This window comes from Sporolituus thermophilus DSM 23256, assembly GCF_900102435.1.
Classification (GTDB): Bacteria; Bacillota; Negativicutes; order Sporomusales; family Thermosinaceae; genus Thermosinus; species Thermosinus thermophilus.
On record NZ_FNBU01000005.1, the window covers coordinates 45,914 to 64,291 of the forward strand.

The following is an 18,378-nucleotide window of genomic DNA, read 5'->3' on the forward strand; positions in this document are numbered from 1 at the left end:
AAATCAAACGGCATAGGAGGGGTGCTGCGTGGAAATTACGCTTGAAAAAATTGACATCATTCGCGAGCGGACCGGCGTTTCCTACCGCGAAGCCAAAGAAGTCCTAGAGCGCAATGGCGGTAATGTCATCGAGGCATTGATTGAATTGGAAAGCAAAAAAGAAAGCACTTGGGCGGAGGAGTTTTCTGTCCGCTCAGCGGAAGTAATTGACAAAGTAAAAGAATTAATCTATGAAGGTAACGTAACCAAAATCCGGATCAAGCATGACGGTCGCACGCTTGTTGATATTCCGGTTACTTTAGGGACCATCGGCGCTGTTGTTTTGCCGCAGCTTGCCGCTTTAGGCGTACTGGTGGCTGTGTTTAAGCGGTGCACCATTGAAGTCGTTCGTAACGAAACCAGTCGAGAAGCGGCCGATTCTTCCCGAACCGAAGCGCAGGACAATGCTCAGACCGAACGTATTGATAAAGGAATGCTGTAAAATTTGACAAATCTTGTCGCTTTTGTTATAGTGAATATTAAAATTACGGCAATGCGGGACACAAGTAGTTTTGCACTCAGCGAGCCGGGGAGGGTGTGAGCCCGGCACCGTAAAACGAAGGCAGTCCCAAGCTGCGAGAGGAAATTCCGGTTTATCGCCGGAAGAGTAAAGCTCGCCATAAAACCAAGGTGGGCCGATTAGGCCAATCAGGGTGGAACCGCGGGAAGATAAGCCTCCCGTCCCTGTAACAGCACTGTTACTGTGGATGGCGAGGCTTTTTATTTTACATAAAGAAGGAGGGCGTATAATGACATTTCAAGACATTATTTTAACCCTGCAAAACTTTTGGGCTGAACAAAAATGCATAATTCAACAGCCTTATGACGTGGAGAAGGGGGCAGGAACCATGAATCCTGCTACTTTCTTACGTGCACTTGGTCCTGAGCCATGGAACGTAGCGTATGTGGAACCATCACGCCGGCCGGCTGATGGGCGTTACGGCGATAATCCCAACCGGTTATTTCAGCATCACCAGTACCAGGTAATCATGAAGCCGTCGCCGGCCAATATCCAGGAATTATATCTTGAGAGTCTAGCTCGTCTCGGCATAGACCCGGATAAGCATGATATCCGGTTTGTGGAGGATAACTGGGAATCGCCTACCCTTGGGGCTTGGGGGCTGGGCTGGGAGGTTTGGCTTGACGGCATGGAGATTACCCAGTTCACTTATTTCCAGCAAGTGGGAAGCATTGACGTCAAACCGGTTTCAGTGGAAATTACGTATGGGCTTGAGCGCTTGGCCATGTATATCCAGGGCAAGGAAAATGTATTTGAAATTGAATGGGTTGATGGCATTACTTACGGCGATGTCTTTCATCGGAATGAAGTTGAACATTCCCACTACAACTTTGAGCTGGCTGATACTAGTTTGCTGTTCCAGTTATTTGAGATGTATGAAAAAGAGGCTATTCGCATCATCGAAAAAGGCTTTGTACTGCCGGCTTATGACTATGTTTTGAAATGTTCGCATACATTCAACCTTTTAGATGCGCGCGGCGCTATCAGCGTAAGTGAGCGGACGAGTTTTATCGGGCGGGTACGCAATATGGCGCGGCTGTGCGCGCAGGCCTATTTGGAGCAGCGCGAAAAATTAGGTTATCCACTCCTCAAAGGAGGATGCAATAATGGCTAAAGATTTACTGTTGGAAATTGGCACCGAGGAGATACCCGCAAAATTTATGCCTGGCGCTCTGGCGCAACTGGAAAGCGTCGCCAAAAATAAACTGGAAGCGAACAGGATTGGTTTTAGCAATATACGGGCCGTTGGTACCCCGCGCCGGTTAGCGCTGATTGTGCGTCAGGTTAGCGAAAAACAAGCTGACCGGAGGAGCGAAAACAAGGGACCGGCTGTGAAAATTGCCTATGACGAAAAGGGTGTTCCTACCAAAGCTGCTCTGGGGTTTGCGCGCAGCCAGGGCGTGGATGTTAGCCAGTTGGTGACCAAGGATGGCTATGTTTATGCGATCGTCGAGGAAGCGGGCCGCTCCGTCCAAGAAATTCTTCCGGTTTTGCTACCAGAAATTATTTTAGCGTTGAGTTTTCCCAAGAACATGCGCTGGGGCAATCTGGATTTACGGTTTGTCCGACCGATTCGCTGGCTTGTGGCGCTCTATGGCAACGAAGTGGTTCCCTTTACCTTGGCCGGGGTTGCTTCCGGCAATGTGACGCGAGGCCATCGTTTTTTGAGCAAAGGGCCGGTAGTAATCTCTTCCCCGGATGACTATTTTGCCAAACTGGCTGAGCATCATGTTATGGTTGACCAAGAGGTGCGGCGGCGTGTTATTCGCGAGCAAGTCGAAAACATTGCCGTAAGCCAGGGCGGTGTGGCCAGTATTGATGAGGAACTGCTGGAAGAAGTAGTGTACCTGGTAGAATACCCCACCGCTCTTGATGGCCGGTTTGAAGAGAAATATTTATCTTTGCCGCCGGAGGCTGTCATTACTCCTATGCGCGAGCATCAGCGCTACTTCCCGGTTTTTGGCAAGGACGGAAAGTTGTTGCCTGTCTTTATAACTGTCCGCAACGGCGGCGCGGACTATATTGATATTGTTCGCCATGGCAACGAGCGGGTACTTAAAGCCCGTCTCGCCGATGCTCAGTTTTTCTTTACCGAGGATCAAAAGATACCTTTGGCCGAGCGGGTGGAGAAACTCAAGACTATCGTTTTTCAGGAAGGTCTTGGAACCTTATATGACAAAACGCTGCGGCTTGAACGTTTGGCTGTTGGCATAGCCCGGAAGGTTGGTCTGCCTGAAAGGGAAATTCCCGTCATTGAACGTAGCGCCTATTTGGCAAAGGCTGACCTTGTTACCGGAATGGTATATGAATTTACTGAACTCCAGGGCATTATGGGGCGTGAATATGCACGGATAAGCGGCGAGCCCGAGGCGGTCGCGCAGGCAATTTACGAACACTACCTGCCCCGCTTTGCCGGCGATAAACTGCCGGTAAGCCCGGCCGGCAGGGTAGTTGGTATTGCCGATAAACTGGACAACATTGTCGCAACCTTTAGTCGCGGCCTAATTCCTACCGGCTCGCAGGACCCTTATGCACTAAGGAGGCAGGCGTTGGGGATTGTAAACATCTTGATTGATGCAAAGTATCACTTGTCGGTGACAGAAATGGTGCAACATGCGATGGATCTGCTGGGTATTCATGACCATGACCGGCGGGTCAAACTAACGGACGATATTGGAGATTTCTTCCGTTTACGCATTAAGAACATTCTCGCCGAGGAAGGCATGCGTCATGACATGATTGACGCCGTTATCGCCGTTGGGACCGACGATTTGTACGATGCTTGGTTACGGGCAAAAGCGTTGGCGTTAGAGGGCGGTACCATGGCCATGCAGCGGGCAGTTCAGGCCTTTACCCGTGCCGGCAATTTGGCGAAAAATGCGACAACGGAAACAATTGACCCGTCCCTGTTTACCGCTGCCGCCGAGCACGAGCTGTATCAGGCTTACCTAAACGCCCGCCAAACCGTAGCGGAAAAGCTGGCCGTCCGTGACTACGCAGGAGTGCTCAAGGTAATGGCCGAAATGGCCGGCCCGATAGATGCCTTCTTTGGAGCAGTCATGGTTATGGTGGAAGACATGGCTGTGCGCAACAACCGCTTAGCTTTGTTACAAGCAATCGCTAGCCTGACGGCAAACGTAGCTGATCTTAGCAAAATTGTGTAGAGTCATATTTAAACCTGTACCTTGCGGTACAGGTTTTTGTATTATTGAACCATCAATATGGGAAGCTAGAAATAAAAAAATTATAGCTATTGCAGGCAAAGAAGGAAACGGATTTTAAATATAGTATATACTATATTGATGATTTTGTTTTAAAGTATAGCACAATTAGGAGGTCTTTATGGCAGAGAAGGAAAAGTTAGTATTGTGGTTTGATGAGATCAGCAAAGAGGATGTTGCAATTGTCGGCGGCAAATCAGCTTCGCTGGGGGAGTTAACATCACGTACCAAAGTACCTGTGCCCTTTGGGTTTGCCACAACGGCAGCGGCGTACCGCTATTTCATCAAGCATAGCGGATTGGAGGCAAAAATTGCTGACCTTTTAAAGCAACTCGATGATGTTGAGGATAGCCGCAAACTGCGGGAAGTTAGTGCCGCCATTCGTCAAGCCATTATGAATGCCCCTATGCCTACCGAGTTGGCCGGGGAAATTATGGCTGCCTATCAGGAACTAGGCAAGCGGGCAGGAGAGGTTGACCCGTTTGTTGCGGTACGTTCCAGCGCTACCGCTGAGGACCTTCCTGACGCCAGTTTTGCCGGCCAGCAAGAAAGTTATTTAAATGTACAGGGCGCTGAACAGGTCGTTGAAAAAGTAAAGGAATGCTATGCATCTACCTTTACTGACCGGGCAGTGTATTATCGAGTGAAGAAGAATTTTGCCCATTTAGACGTAGCTCTCAGCGCCGTGGTACAGATGATGGTTTTTTCCAAAGCATCTGGGGTTATGTTTACCGTGGACGTCGCGACTGGCAATGATACCCATATTCTTATTGAAGGTGCTTGGGGTTTAGGAGAGTATATCGTTCAGGGCGTCGTTACTCCCGATAATTTTTTGGTGCGCAAGCAAGATTTGGCAATTGAGAAAAGTAATGTTCACGAAAAAACCGTTATGCTGGTGCGAAATCCCGCCGGCGGTTGTGAAGAGAAACCGGTGCCGCCGGAAATGGTCAACGCTCCTGTTCTCACCGACAGCCAAATTCGGGAATTAGCCCGGTATGCACTGGATATTGAGAAGCATTACGGCTCCTACATGGATATTGAATGGGGTATTGATGAACGGAATGATAAAATATGGATTTTACAGGCGCGCCCGGAGACGGTATGGTCGCGCCGGAATAAAGAGAAAGGGGCTGGGATAGAAGTGGCCTCGACAGCGGACAGTGCCAATCGTAAAATACTGACCAAGGGGCTGCCTGCCAGCCCGGGTCGGGTAGCGGGCAAAGCCCATGTCATTCTGGATCCTTCCATGATTGACACCTTCCGGGAGGGTGAAATCCTAATAACCGAAATGACGGCGCCCGACTGGGTACCGGCGATGAAAAAAGCCCGCGCAATTATAACTAATGCCGGCGGTATGACTTGCCACGCTTCCATCGTCAGCCGCGAACTCGGCATTCCCTGTATCGTGGGGACCAAAAGCCGCGGTACTCCTGCGACGGCTGCTGTTCCGGACGGAGCCGAGATTACCGTCGATGCCACTAATGGTATAGTGTATGCCGGTATTATCAGCGACTTAGTCGTTCCCAAAACGACGGAGGAAGGCGGTCAGTCCATAACGGTTGCCGAAACTTTCCCCGTTACCGGTACGAAAGTATACATGAATCTTGGCGATCCCGATTTAGCCGAGCGCTATGCTGCGCTGCCATGTGACGGTATCGGCTTGATGCGGGAGGAGTTTATCTGGACGACCTATATTCACGAACATCCGCTGTACTTGATCGAAACAGGCCGCCCGGACCGGGTAGTGGAGGGGTTGGCGGACGGAATGCGCAAGGTATGCCAGGCGATGGCGCCCAGGCCGGTTGTGCTCCGGTTCAGCGATTTCAAGTCGAGTGAGTATCGTGAACTGAAAGGCGGCGAACGCTATGAGCCTTATGAACCCAGTGCTCTGCTTGGCTGGCGTGGTGCTTCGCGCTATTATGATCCCAAATATATTGAGGCGTTTAAGCTGGAGATTAAAGCGGTGCGCAAAGTACGGGAAGAATACGGTTTTAAGAATTTACACGTTATGATCCCTTTCTGCCGCACTGTCGAAGAGGCTGCCAAAGTGACGGCCCTTATGGCTGAAGAAGGATTAAGACGCGGGCCTGATTTTAAAGTCTGGCTGATGGCGGAAATTCCTTCCAATATTATTCTTGCTGACCAGTTCAACCAGTTTGTCGACGGTTACTCTATCGGGTCCAACGACCTGACCATGCTCCTTTTGGGCTGTGACCGCGATAACGAAACAGTTGCTCATATTTTCAGCGAGCGAGACTTGGCTGTGAAAAGAGCAATCCGCCACCTTATCGAGGTGGCGCACCGCGACGGCAAAACAGTATCGATCTGCGGGCAGGCGCCCAGTGTGTATCCTGATTTCACCGAATTCTTAGTAAAAAGCGGCATTGATTCCATTTCCGTAAATCCAGATGCGGTTAAAGCGACTAAAAAATTGGTGGCACAGGTCGAGCAGCGGCTTGTTTTAGATAAGCTGACTGGCCGCGGTTTGGTTGATAAAGAGGATTATACCTGGTAAATAAGTCAAACTTTGTTATAACGAAAGAAAGGAATTGGCTTACTTTTAGCGTATATATCCGAAATATCAGTGAAAAGGGGGGGTTCATCATCGCTTTAACACCCCGGCAAGAAAAGATTGCTGAAATTGTGCGCACCGAGGGACCCATCACCGGGGAGCAAATCGCTGAGCGCCTGAATGTTACCAGGGCAGCCCTGAGACCGGATTTGGCAATTTTGGTAATGGCCGGTATTATTGATGCCCGTCCCAAGGTAGGGTACTACTATACCGGCAAAAACACCTTTAACATGTTGGTCGAGGAAATCAGCCGCATCAAGGTCCGTGATGTCCAGTCCGTACCGGTTGTCGTTCCTACCAACACGAGCGCCTATGATGTAATTGTTACCATGTTTCTTGAAGATGTGGGAACAGTATATGTAGTTGAACAGGGTGGAATTTTGGCCGGAGTAGTTTCCCGGAAAGACTTGCTAAAAATTGCTATGGGTAGCGGCGACTTGCACAAAGTGCCGGTTAAAGTTATTATGACGCCGATGACAAAGATTATAGTGACCACTGCGGATGAATCCGTGCTAGAGGCCGCGAAAAAGATTATTGACAACGAGGTAGACAGCTTACCTGTAGTCCGTCCTTTGGCGGCGGATAGGACATATGAAGTAGTGGGACGCCTGACGAAAACGAATATTACCAGGCTATTTGTTGAACTCGGCGAAGGTAAAAGGAGGTAACGACTATTTCGTCTTTACCAGTCATTTATGCGATCTCGGACTCAATTGGTGAAACGGCTGAAATGGTGGCTCGGGCGACCGCCAGTCAATTTGATTCCGGTAAGTTTGACATTATCCGTGTTCCCTATATCAACTCGGTGGAGCAAATCGAGGAGGTAGTCAGGGAAGCGGCAACGCAACGCAGTGTTATCTGCCATACGCTTGTATCACCAGACCTGCGGGAAGCGTTAAAGGTGCAGGCAGAGCGTTTTGGCATTACAACGGTAGATATTATGGGTCCTATGATTTCTGCCGTTCAAAAAATTGCGGGAACCGAGCCTAAACTCAAACCAGGACTGATTCATAAGTTGGATCAGGAATATTTTAAACGGGTCGAGGCGGTGGAGTTTGCCGTCAAATACGATGATGGCAAAAACCCTTGGGGTTTGCACAAAGCCGACATGGTGATTATCGGCGTATCCCGTACCTCCAAGACACCTCTCAGCATGTATTTGGCTCACAAAAAGCTGAAAGTGGCCAATGTACCACTTGTGCCGGAAGTTCCGCCCCCGGAGGAATTGTTTCAAATTCCGCCGCAGCGGATTGTAGGCTTGGTTATTGATCCCTTCAAACTGAACGAGATTCGCGCCGAACGCTTAAAGGCAATGGGTTTGTCAGCCGATGCCAACTATGCCAATCTGGAGCGCATTACCGAAGAACTGGAGTATGCTAGGGCAATTATGCGCAAGCTTCGCTGCCCCATCATCGACGTATCAAACAAGGCGATCGAGGAAACGGCAAATAAAGTATTGGAGATTGCGCAAAAGAACGCGAACGCAAAATAAACTAACCCCAGCCACGTTTGCCGTAGGCTGGGGTTTTCACCTGTGAACTATAGAATGGTGTTGGTTTTCACATTATAGGTTACCGTTGCGGCTGACCAAACAATTCCGTTTTGTGATACCTGCACATTGCCTCTGAATACCGCTGTTTTGGTACGCCAGTTGTAGTCTACACTGTCAGCCGAAATTTTGAGATCGCTGCGGGTTAGTACGACGCCGCCGCTTATCTCGGCGCTATCTTTAGCGTATACATACACGGTGTCGCCGGTAAAAAACAAGTCATTCTGGATGACAGTTACGCCGCCGGAGGCCCAAACTTCCATCGTAGCCAGGTTCACCCTCGCTTCACCGGCGGTGATAGTCCGCGTTCCGATTTCAATCTGTACGTTGCCGCTGAGGACGTGCAAGCCGGTGCTAAAGTCAAAGTATTGGCGGTCAGCCTTAAACGAAAGTTTAGCCGCCAGCGCCGTTGCGGTGAGGGTTACTAAAAGCAGAATAGTAAGCAGGATAACTTTTTTTCGCATGTGATCAACCTTCCTTCTAAACACTAATTATAACAAATTTTGGACCGGTAAGCGTAAGTAAATATTTGATACACTTTAGCGATATTTGTCAAAAGGAATGATATAATGGGGTTGTAACTAGCCAGGTCAGACTGGAGGGGAGAGTATGAAGGTACGTGAACGCCTGGAAGAGCTGGAATACAAATTGCTGTCGCCTTATGCTGCCAAGAGCCGTGATGCTGTTCGTGACCGTGAGGAACAGCTGTGCGATTTTCGCACTTCTTTTCAACGGGATCGGGACCGCATTATCCACAGTAAAGCCTTTCGGCGCTTAAAACACAAGACGCAGGTTTATATTGCGCCGGGTGATCATTATCGCATGCGTATGACCCATAGTTTAGAAGTAGCGCAAATATCGCGCACCATTGCCAGGGGACTTAGGCTCAATGAAGATTTGACCGAGGCCATTGCACTCGGCCATGATGTCGGCCATACCCCTTTTGGCCATGCCGGCGAATATGCCTTGCGGGAAATCATCGGTCATTTCAATCACAACGAACAGAGTTTGCGGGTTGTGGATTATCTGGAGCGTAACGGGCAGGGGCTTAATTTAACCCTTGAAGTCAAGGATGGCATCGTCAACCATACCGGCACGAACAAACCGTTTACACTTGAAGGCAACATTGTACGAATTGGCGATCGCATCGCCTACCTTTGCCACGATTACGATGACGGCATTCGGGCCGGCATGCTTAGACCCACCGACCTTCCGGAAAAAGTAGCCCGTACCCTTGGCACCAATCCTTCCAGTATGATTACGGTTATGGTGTCGGATATGATTCAGGTTTCCGACGGCCAAAGCGAGATTCGGATGTCATCGGCAGTGCAAGAAGCTATGGATGAGTTTCGTGAGTTCATGTTCGAGAAGATTTACCACTCGGCCGAACTCGAACCGGATCGGACGAAAGCCAAATATGTAATCCATAAGCTCTATGATTATTTTATGGCTCATCCCGGCCGTTTGCCGCAGGAATTTCTCGACCGGGAAGAGCGCTGGGGTCTTCAAGTAACAGTAATAGATTATATTGCCGGTCTCACGGATTCTTACGCGATTAGTCTTTTTGAAAACTTGTTTATTCCTTCCAAGTGGGGAATGGGATGATTATGTCAAAACGGGTTGGCGCCAGATTTGTTATTTGCTTATGGGCTGTCATACAGCGCAAAGGAACTGCCTGAGTACACACGTTATGCCCCGCCTAGGCGGGTTTTTTACATTCTGTAGTCACTAGCAAAAACTATTTAATTTGTCAAGGGGTCAAAGAGGATATTTGTTGTTCACATTGAATATTAATATATAAATAGGTCTATTAACCTACGGGTAAAGGAGGATTTTGGCATTTAATGTAGAATAAGACCAATCTTGGGCAATCGCCTTTATTTAACTATTAATCGTGCATATTATAGGTATGTTATGAAAGATGCTAGGTTTGACGATTTCATAGATCGCCTGCGTTCGGAGTGCGATATCGTCAGCGTAATCTCCGAATATGTTCCACTAAAGAAAAAAGGGAAAAATTATTGGGGTTGTTGCCCTTTTCACCATGAAAAGACGCCGTCTTTTTCTGTCACGCCGGAAAAAGGATTTTTCTATTGTTTTGGTTGTCAGACTGGCGGCAATGTTTTTAATTTCCTAATGAAAATTGAAAACATCAGCTTCTTTGAAGCCGCTAAAAAATTGGCTGCCAAACTGAATATCCCGTTGCCCGAAAAAGAAAAATCACCGGCGGAAATAGCCAGGGAACGAGAATTAGCCGCGCTTTATTTGGTTAATGAATATGCCAGCGAATTTTATCACGCCTGCCTCACTAAGACCAACATGGGAAGAGCCGCCAGAGAATACCTTGCCGGTCGGGGTATCAGTGACGACATTATCCGCAAGTTTAAGTTGGGATTTGCACCGCCTGCCTGGGACAAATTAGCTCAGGCTCTTACCCGGCGCGGGCTTACGGAAGAATTGTTGCTAAAGGCCGGTTTGGTTTCGGCGCGTCCTAGGGGCGACGGTATTTATGACCGCTTCCGCAACCGTGTTATGTTTCCCATCCGAGATGCTCGCGGGCGGGTAGTAGGGTTTGGCGGACGGGTACTAGATGATAGTAGTCCCAAATATCTAAATTCGCCGGATACCTTACTCTTCAATAAACGTCACTTGCTCTACGGGCTTGATGCGGCTTTTCGTTCAATCAAAGAATCTGGCCTAGCCATTGTAGTGGAAGGGTACATGGATGTCATTACGGCTCACGGTTTCGGTTTTACGAATGTGGTAGCCTCGTTGGGTACAGCCTTTACACCCGAACAGGCCGGACTACTGAAGCAGTGCTCCGTTTCGCAAGTGCTGTTTGCCTATGACAGCGACGCTGCTGGGCAAAATGCTACTGTTCGCGCTTTGTCAACAGTCCGTGAACGGGGGTTTAACGTCAAAGTTGTTTCCATTCCAGATGGCAAGGATCCAGATGAATTTCTGCGGCGGCACGGGCCGGAAGCTTTTACCCGGGCTTTATCTCAAGCATTGCCGTTTGTTGATTATCAGATTCAACAGGCCCTGGAGAGTAGCGACTATTCAACCCTTGAAGGTAAGGTTGCGGTTGTATCGAAGGTTCTACCTGTCTTGGCTTCGGTTGGGAACGCTGTTGAAGTGAATGATCATATCGCGCGTTTGGCGCAGAAGTTAAATATTGATGAAAGTGCCATAAGGACTGAATATGGTAAGTATATTCACCAGTATAAAAAGGATAAAATTGTAAATAAGGGAAACAATATAAATAGCCATCTTAATTTTGTCAAGTTTGCCAAAGGGCCGGAAGCGGCCACTGTTGCCGCGGAGCGACAGTTAATCCGTCTTATGTGCGACGATGGGGCGCTAATTCCTTATGTTCAGGTACAGCTCGCTGTCGATGATTTTTCCGATGGCGCACGACAGGAGATTGTGCACCGTATTTTCATGGCCTATAATACTGGTGAAAATTTGGAGCCTGCTGTTTTAGCAATGGGACTCAGCGAAACAGCAAATACCGAGTTGTCGCATATTATGTTAATAGATGGGAAATGTGCCGATGTCACAAAAGTGGTCGACGACTGCTTAAAGACAATCCGGCTTGCGCGCCTTAAAGCCTTGTATGAGCAACACCGGTTAAAAGCCGATGAATTAGAACGCATGGGGGATAGTCGCTTTCAGGAGGAATTGGCTGAAAGTAAGCGAATCAATGATGAGATTAGAAAACTACAGCAGTGTTAACTGCTACTCATTACACCTAGACCCAAACAGCCGACGGGAGGGGGGAGTAAAATGACAGACAAAAAGAACACTAACGAGCATGTAAACGAACTTCTGCATAAGGGCAAAAAACGAGGCGGCATGCTGACATATTCGGAGATAATGGATACTCTCCAGGGTGAGGATTTAACTCCCGATGAAATAGACGATATGTATGAGGTTTTTAATAGTAAGGGCATTGAAATTGTTGATGAAATTCCCGACGTCGAAACCCTGGAAGACCCAGACATTACCGCAATCGAAGCAGCGCCCGAAGAAGTGGATATTGATCTTAGTATTCCGGAAGGCATCAGCATCGACGACCCGGTGCGCATGTACCTTAAGGAGATTGGCCGGGTTCCGCTTCTAACGGCTGAAGAAGAGATACAATTAGCCAAACGTATGGAACAGGGCGATGAGGAAGCTAAACGCCGTCTTGCCGAAGCCAACCTCCGCCTGGTTGTTAGCATTGCTAAACGCTATGTCGGCCGTGGGATGCTGTTCCTGGATTTGATCCAGGAGGGTAATCTGGGATTAATCAAAGCCGTAGAAAAGTTTGATTATAATAAGGGGTATAAGTTTAGTACTTATGCGACTTGGTGGATACGCCAGGCGATTACGCGCGCCATTGCTGACCAGGCGCGTACCATTCGTATCCCTGTCCACATGGTTGAGACAATTAATAAATTAATTCGCGTTTCTCGCCAGCTTCTTCAGGAAAAGGGACGGGAGCCGACGCCTGAAGAGATTGCCCGTGAGATGGATATCAGTGTGGAGCGAGTGCGCGAGATCATGAAAATCGCGCAGGAGCCCGTATCTCTGGAGACTCCCATCGGCGAAGAAGAAGATTCGCATCTGGGAGATTTTATCGAGGACCAGGACGCACCTGCTCCCGCCGAAGCGGCGTCGTTTATGCTGCTAAAGGAACAATTGGAAGAGGTGCTTGAGACCCTCACACCCCGCGAAGAAAAAGTGTTGCGGCTCCGTTTCGGTTTGGACGATGGCCGTGCCCGTACCTTAGAAGAAGTGGGCCAATACTTTGGTGTAACACGGGAACGTATTCGTCAAATCGAAGCCAAAGCGCTGCGCAAGTTGCGCCATCCCAGCCGCAGCAAGAAACTCAAAGACTTCCTGGAATAGTAGCGGCGGCAAAGACGGGCAAGATTAAAAAAGTCTTGACGTAACACCGGGCTTACTTTATAATATGATTTGGCGGTTATTCCTCGATAGCTCAATGGTAGAGCACTCGGCTGTTAACCGAGTGGTTGCAGGTTCGAGTCCTGCTCGAGGAGCCATTTGCTTGTTAAAAAACAGGCTTTCATGGAAAGACCTGTTTTCAATATCTTTGGGCCTATAGCTCAGCGGTAGAGCAGCCGGCTCATAACCGGCTGGTCCCTGGTTCGATCCCAGGTGGGCCCACCAATAATCTTATTTGGCCCGTTGGTCAAGTGGTTAAGACACCGCCCTTTCACGGCGGTAACAGGGGTTCGAATCCCCTACGGGTCACCATAGTTGTATTTACCGGGGTTCTTCGAGGACTGCGGAGAAAATATATTTTATTTTATAATAAAAGGCAAAGCCTACGCTTTGCTTTTTATTTTTGTATTTTGTATATGGTAAAGAATTTTTTTAACACTATGCATAACTATATCTTTGTTGCTTACGGAAAGGATAATTTAACCAGCCGACGAAATAATAAATGAGGAGGATTTAGTTTGAGACTGGGTGCACGGTTGGCGGGCATCGCCAAATTGGTCCCGACGGGAACCAGACTCGCCGATATTGGCACAGACCATGCGATGCTGCCTGTCTGCCTTGTTCGGGAGGGCGTGATTTCTTACGCCGTAGCGGGGGAAGTACATGAAGGACCTTTTAAAACAGCCAAGGCGGCTGTTGCGCGACTAGGTCTGGAGAACTTTATAACGGTGCGGTTTGGCAATGGCCTGGAAGTCCTTCGCCCTTATGAGGTTGAAACGGTTGTAATTGCCGGCATGGGCGGAGCGACAATTATTGATATTTTGTCACAGCGGCCAGAGGTAACGCAAACGCTAAAACTTTTGCTGTTGCAGCCGATGGTTGGTGCGGCGGCAGTACGGCGCTGGCTCAAGGCAAACGGTTGGTGTTTGCGTGCTGAAGACCTGGTGGAAGAGGAAGGGCGGCTCTATGAAATAATCGCCGCTGTCCAAGGCTCATCGCCCGATTATGAAGATATATTGTACGATATAGGACCGCTGCTGTGGGAAGGCCGCCACCGCTTGCTAAAACAACACGTTGATCACCTTAGCGAACAAATTACGGCTACGCTTACGGCGATGGCGGAAAGTCTGCAAGCCAAGAAATCCGTAAAATACCGGGAACTTACCCGGAAACTCGCGCAACTGGAGGCCAAGCGAAAATGCCTGTCAAGTGTCACGTCATCATAGATGCCTTAGAAAATTTGGCTCCCCGGCATTTAGCTGCCGATTGGGATAATGTCGGGCTGCTCTTAGGCAGTGCCATGCAGGACATTACCAAGATTTTCGTTACCCTGGACGTCACGCTGGCTGCGGCCCAATATGCAGCTGCCAATGGCATTGATTTGATTGTGTCGCATCATCCGGTAATATTCAAGGGTATAAAGCATGTCCGTACTGACTCGCCAACCGGGAGAGTGTTACAAACGCTTATTAAACATGATGTTGCCGTCTATGCTGCTCATACCAATCTGGATGCCGCGGCGGGCGGGGTCAATGACGTTTTGGCCAAGCGGCTCAATCTTAATGATATTGCGCCGCTCCAGACGCAATATACGGAAAAGCTTGTCAAAATCGTTACGTTTGTTCCGGAAGGGCATGTGGAATCCGTTCGCAATGCCATGGCTGCGGCCGGGGCCGGCCATATCGGCAATTACAGCCATTGTTCTTTTCAGACGGCGGGAACAGGAACTTTTTTGCCTTTAGCCGGGACCAGACCGTTTATTGGCGAGCAGGGTAAAATGGAATATGTGCCTGAATACCGTTTGGAGACTATTGCGCCAGAAGCAATTGTCCGACGGGTTGTCGCCGCTATGATCAAGGCTCATCCTTATGAAGAGGTAGCCTATGATCTTTATCCGCTTTTGAATAGTGGCGCTGCCTACGGTCTTGGCCGTGTGGGTACATTGGCCCAATCCTTGTCGCTAGCGGACTTTGCTATAGTGGTTAAAGCCGCATTGGGACTGGAGCAGCTGAAAATCGCCGGTGACCTGGCGGCTAAAGTCCGCAAAGTTGCCGTGTGCGGCGGAAGCGGCATTAGTGTAACGAGTGCGGCCATTGCCGCGGGCGCTGACGTTCTTATTACCGGTGACGTTAAATACCATGAAGCTCAGGATGCTGTTGCAGCAGGACTGGCGATCATTGACGCCGGGCATTTTGCCACCGAGCAGCCCGTTGTCGCCGCCGTAGCAAGCTACCTTGAAGAATGTGCCGCTGCCAATAATTGGCATGTGGCCATTTATACTGACACTATTAATACGGATGTTTTTACTGTGTTGTAAACAGGGTGCTTTTTTGCTCCCTGTTTTTTTTATAGCTCGTTTAAGCAATTCTATAAGGAGGGATAACAGTGAGAGAACAATTAGAGCTTCTTTGGCAGCTCCAAGCGGTGGAAGAGCAGATTCGTGCCATTGTCCGTAGAAGGGAGAGTATCAAAGCCGACGAGGTACGCCAGCTATGGCATGAAATTCAACTGCTTTCGCAAAATATAATTGCCGATAAAGAGAAGCTGGAGTGCCAACGCCGCGTTTGTGCCGCCCTGGAAAGCGACCTGACAAAGTTAACCCGTCAGCTGCGCTTGCTTGAAGAACGGCTATACAAGAATAGCAGCGGGAGTGTTCGCGAATTGGAGCAGCTGAGAATTAAACATGAAAGTTTGCAGCGGGAAATCCACGATCGGGAAGAGGAAGTTTTCCGGTTTTTGGAGAGTTGTGAGCAACTGGCAGACAGAATAGCTAACCAGGAAACGGCCTTGCAGGATAAAAAACAGCGTCATGGTATAGGACAACGGAAAATTGCTGAGGCAATAGCCGCGCTTGAAGGCGAAGAAAGGGTACTTCGCGAACAGCAGAAGAGTCTGCGCTGCCGTATTGACCCCGGTTTATTGGCAACTTATCAAGCACTTAATGCGAAATTGGCAATGCCGGTTGCTAAGGTTAGCCAGGGTGTGTGTAGCGGCTGCCGCCGGAGTATTCCAACTTGTCAAACACGCACCCGTCCGGGCGAAATCCAGTTTTGCGACAACTGCGGCCGGATACTTTTCTTAAAGTAATATGTTTAAGTAATATGTTTTCCACAATTTGGATGTTGACGAAACCGCAAAGTTATGGTATTGTATAATTCCTGATAACGACATATGGCTATGAGTACGAAAGATGGTCGCGAATGCCGGAGGGCATTCGAGGAAAGTCCGAGCTCCACAGGGCAGGGTGCTGGATAACGTCCAGCGAGGGCGACCTCAGGGAAAGTGCCACAGAAATGTAGACCGCCGGACGCTTTCGCGTTCGGTAAGGATGGAACGGTGCGGTAAGAGCGCACCAGCAGCCAGGCGACTGGCTGGCTAGGTAAACCCCACCCGGAGCAAGACCGAATAGGGAAGGAATGAGGCGGCCCGCTGACCTTCCGGGTTGTGTCGCTTGAGCCGTCAGGCAACTGGCGGCCTAGATAGATGACCATCACCGCGTGAGCGGAACAGAACTCGGCTTATTGACTACTCATAGTCTGATAAAAAAAGGCAACAATCGTTGCCTTTTTGCATTTTACGCGGTAACGATGCAGTTGTCATACGCCTGCAAGGCAGGCATGTTCCTGAAAGGAAACTGTGCGGCCGGTACAGAATCTACATATGTGACAATCAGTTAAGGGAAGTGATTAAATGCAAAAAGCGGAAGAATTCGCGGTTGCTTACGTTGTGTTCGAAGATGACGAATGGTTTATTGTTGGTAGATTGGCGGACATTCAGCGGCTAAGCGATGCCGGGTATGTTGAAAGAGCTTGGGATATCAAACTTGATAATGGTCATCGTCCTTACGCGGTGGTCAAAAAACGGGTTAACTTTGACATTTCTGAGCCGCCTAACGATGCGCCGAAAAATGGTTTAACCCAGACAATAGCTGCTAAAACAGGCCTAAAATTCAGCGACAACCTGCACTTTTTGGAGCACACCTATCTTTTCCGTCCCAGTCCGGCCTTTTGGGGTGAACTACTGATTGGTTTTGCCGGCGCGGACGGACGTCTTCAAGACGTTAACCCTACGGATTATTATGCTATTTACCGCGGCTACATTTTGCACAATGTCAACGGGGCCAAGTTTGTGCGGCTCGACCCCGACACATTGGTCTGAATTAACGCCACAATAGGATTTGCGGCGGTTTTTTCGGAATTGGGGGGACCGGACTGGCCGGATAACCCACGATGAGGGGAGCTACGGCCTGATATTCGGCGGGCACGCCAAGTTCTGCTTTAACTTCGGGAAGGTTAAGCAGCGGCCGGGCAAAACCGATCCAGCAGGTGCCGAGACCAAGGCCATGGGCGGCCAACATGATATTTTGCGCCGCGAGGCAGCAATCTTCTTCCGGATGGGGTCCGTTAGGAACGGCGTAAACGATGAGCAGCGTGCCGGCATTATAAAAAATGTTGAAATCGGGATTTGCAAGTGCCGTGCGGTATTTGGTCAGCGGGGGATGCTGGTCCATTTGACTTAACAGAAAAGCCTTCGCCCGGTCGGAATAATGGTTCAGCAGCTCACGGTCCTGGATGACGGCAAAAGCCCAGGGCTGAGAATTCATGGCGCTTGGCGCCTGGACGGCCGCTTCAAGGAGCTGGAGTAGCAAATCTTTACTGACTGCCTGTGGGGAGTAGTTGCGGACAGAGCGGCGCGATTGAATAGCATCGAACAGTTCCAAAAATATCACTCCTGTATAATTTTTTAGATTGTGGTAAGTTTACCAAAAGGCCCAACAAATAAGCCCTCGGTTGAGGGCTTATTTGACACAGCCGGTAATTAATCCTCCTCGCCTTCTCCGGGGAGCGGTTCGTTTGTCAGGCGGTAGAGGGCCGCGGTAAACTCGGCGATATGTTCCTTTTCTTCGTTCATGATGTGGCAAAAGAGAGCTCTGACTTCATCGTGCTCGGCCTGAGCCATATAAATTTGATATTTATTGGTTGCTTCCAGTTCGCCGGCGAGCGACTTGGTCAGATAGTGAATTGTAGGCAGGTCTTTTTCCGCTGGCGGCGTAACGGCAACATCTTCCGCCTCCGATACCCACATAGGGGGTGCTTTCCATTTATCCGGCGGTTGGACTCTTGCCAGGGTGAGCGTCCCCAGGTTTTCCTCCTTCAACACGGCGGCCTGTACTGGGTCAAGGGAAGAAATAAGACGCATCAATTCCACATAGTGGTGCATTTCATCTTCAGCGACATCAAGAAAAAGGTCGGCCATAGGGGTCCGCAGCGCCGCTTCCAGGTACAGGTCTATAGCTTCGCGTTCGTTCTTCGCCGCATCCCGCAACCGTAGCAGATCGGGGTCATCCGGGCACAGGGTATGTCTTGGCGGTTGGGCCTGTTTAAAGGACGGGATATAGTCGATGGGTTTTGTTTTGGCCGGTTTTGTTCTTTTTTTAGACGGCATACCTACACCTCCACAGGAAAGTCACTATATTATATGTGTTGACAGTCGGAATGGTGATGGGCTTGACATAGCGGCCGTGTTC

The 18,378-nt window shown here is 49.3% G+C and carries 16 protein-coding genes, 3 tRNA genes and 1 other RNA gene; 17 read left to right on the forward strand and 3 right to left on the reverse strand.

Annotated features, from left to right (window positions below):
- The first annotated feature begins 28 nt into the window (after positions 1–28).
- The 6 genes from BLQ99_RS04440 to BLQ99_RS04465 all read left to right on the forward strand — a co-directional run bounded on the left by BLQ99_RS04440 (position 29) and on the right by BLQ99_RS04465 (position 7,844).
- On the forward strand, positions 29–481 hold the full coding sequence (locus BLQ99_RS04440) for a DUF4342 domain-containing protein (RefSeq protein ID WP_093688538.1): 453 nt from the start codon (positions 29–31) through the stop codon (positions 479–481).
- Positions 482–788: 307 nt separating this feature from the next.
- Positions 789–1,673, forward strand: coding sequence for a glycine--tRNA ligase subunit alpha (gene glyQ / locus BLQ99_RS04445; RefSeq protein WP_093688540.1), 885 nt, complete (start codon positions 789–791; stop codon positions 1,671–1,673).
- Positions 1,666–3,723 (forward strand): glycine--tRNA ligase subunit beta, encoded by a 2,058-nt coding sequence (gene glyS / locus BLQ99_RS04450; protein WP_093688542.1) that lies wholly within the window; start codon positions 1,666–1,668, stop codon positions 3,721–3,723. Before glyQ ends, glyS begins: the two co-directional genes overlap by 8 nt.
- A gap of 178 nt (positions 3,724–3,901) precedes the next feature.
- On the forward strand, positions 3,902–6,295 hold the full coding sequence (gene ppsA / locus BLQ99_RS04455) for a phosphoenolpyruvate synthase (protein ID WP_093688544.1): 2,394 nt from the start codon (positions 3,902–3,904) through the stop codon (positions 6,293–6,295).
- 89 nt (positions 6,296–6,384) lie between these two features.
- On the forward strand, positions 6,385–7,020 hold the full coding sequence (gene ccpN, locus BLQ99_RS04460) for a transcriptional regulator CcpN (protein WP_093688546.1): 636 nt from the start codon (positions 6,385–6,387) through the stop codon (positions 7,018–7,020).
- Between the two features lie 5 nt (positions 7,021–7,025).
- Positions 7,026–7,844, forward strand: coding sequence for a pyruvate, water dikinase regulatory protein (locus tag BLQ99_RS04465; RefSeq protein ID WP_093688548.1), 819 nt, complete (start codon positions 7,026–7,028; stop codon positions 7,842–7,844).
- A 47-nt stretch (positions 7,845–7,891) separates the two neighbouring features.
- Here BLQ99_RS04465 and BLQ99_RS04470 read toward each other — a convergent pair whose 3' ends face one another.
- Positions 7,892–8,365 (reverse strand): LptA/OstA family protein, encoded by a 474-nt coding sequence (locus BLQ99_RS04470; protein ID WP_093688550.1) that lies wholly within the window; start codon positions 8,363–8,365, stop codon positions 7,892–7,894.
- A 145-nt stretch (positions 8,366–8,510) separates the two neighbouring features.
- Here BLQ99_RS04470 and BLQ99_RS04475 point away from each other — a divergent pair, with 145 nt between their 5' ends.
- The 11 genes from BLQ99_RS04475 (at position 8,511) to BLQ99_RS04525 (ending at position 17,009) form a co-directional block, all read left to right on the forward strand.
- Positions 8,511–9,506 carry a deoxyguanosinetriphosphate triphosphohydrolase gene (locus BLQ99_RS04475; protein WP_093688552.1) on the forward strand — a complete coding sequence of 332 codons (996 nt, stop codon included), beginning with the start codon at positions 8,511–8,513 and terminating at the stop codon, positions 9,504–9,506.
- Between the two features lie 309 nt (positions 9,507–9,815).
- Positions 9,816–11,636 (forward strand): DNA primase, encoded by a 1,821-nt coding sequence (dnaG, locus tag BLQ99_RS04480; RefSeq protein ID WP_093688730.1) that lies wholly within the window; start codon positions 9,816–9,818, stop codon positions 11,634–11,636.
- 51 nt (positions 11,637–11,687) lie between these two features.
- Positions 11,688–12,794, forward strand: a complete 1,107-nt coding sequence (gene rpoD, locus BLQ99_RS04485) for an RNA polymerase sigma factor RpoD (protein WP_093688554.1) — start codon at positions 11,688–11,690, stop codon at positions 12,792–12,794.
- 80 nt (positions 12,795–12,874) lie between these two features.
- Positions 12,875–12,949: transfer RNA gene (locus tag BLQ99_RS04490), tRNA-Asn, on the forward strand.
- Positions 12,950–13,001: 52 nt separating this feature from the next.
- Positions 13,002–13,076: transfer RNA gene (locus tag BLQ99_RS04495), tRNA-Ile, on the forward strand.
- Positions 13,077–13,088: 12 nt separating this feature from the next.
- A tRNA-Glu gene (locus BLQ99_RS04500) sits at positions 13,089–13,163 on the forward strand.
- Positions 13,164–13,369: 206 nt separating this feature from the next.
- Positions 13,370–14,077, forward strand: coding sequence for a tRNA (adenine(22)-N(1))-methyltransferase (locus BLQ99_RS04505; protein ID WP_093688556.1), 708 nt, complete (start codon positions 13,370–13,372; stop codon positions 14,075–14,077).
- Positions 14,050–15,168 carry a Nif3-like dinuclear metal center hexameric protein gene (locus BLQ99_RS04510; RefSeq protein ID WP_093688558.1) on the forward strand — a complete coding sequence of 373 codons (1,119 nt, stop codon included), beginning with the start codon at positions 14,050–14,052 and terminating at the stop codon, positions 15,166–15,168. Before BLQ99_RS04505 ends, BLQ99_RS04510 begins: the two co-directional genes overlap by 28 nt.
- Positions 15,169–15,236: 68 nt before the next feature.
- The gene (locus tag BLQ99_RS04515; protein ID WP_093688560.1) at positions 15,237–15,938 is read left to right on the forward strand and encodes a zinc ribbon domain-containing protein; all 702 of its coding nucleotides are present in this window, start codon (positions 15,237–15,239) and stop codon (positions 15,936–15,938) included.
- Between the two features lie 91 nt (positions 15,939–16,029).
- Positions 16,030–16,387, forward strand: an RNA gene (gene rnpB, locus BLQ99_RS04520) — RNase P RNA component class A.
- A gap of 154 nt (positions 16,388–16,541) precedes the next feature.
- Positions 16,542–17,009 carry a hypothetical protein gene (locus BLQ99_RS04525; RefSeq protein WP_093688562.1) on the forward strand — a complete coding sequence of 156 codons (468 nt, stop codon included), beginning with the start codon at positions 16,542–16,544 and terminating at the stop codon, positions 17,007–17,009.
- Between the two features lies 1 nt (position 17,010).
- On the opposite strand, the gene BLQ99_RS04530 is transcribed toward BLQ99_RS04525, so the two are convergent.
- Both BLQ99_RS04530 and BLQ99_RS04535 read right to left on the reverse strand, forming a co-directional pair.
- Positions 17,011–17,571: a nitroreductase family protein gene (locus tag BLQ99_RS04530; protein WP_093688564.1), complete on the reverse strand. Its 561-nt coding sequence runs from the start codon at positions 17,569–17,571 to the stop codon at positions 17,011–17,013.
- A gap of 98 nt (positions 17,572–17,669) precedes the next feature.
- Positions 17,670–18,296, reverse strand: a complete 627-nt coding sequence (locus tag BLQ99_RS04535) for a ferritin family protein (RefSeq protein WP_093688566.1) — start codon at positions 18,294–18,296, stop codon at positions 17,670–17,672.
- Positions 18,297–18,378: the final 82 nt, after the last annotated feature.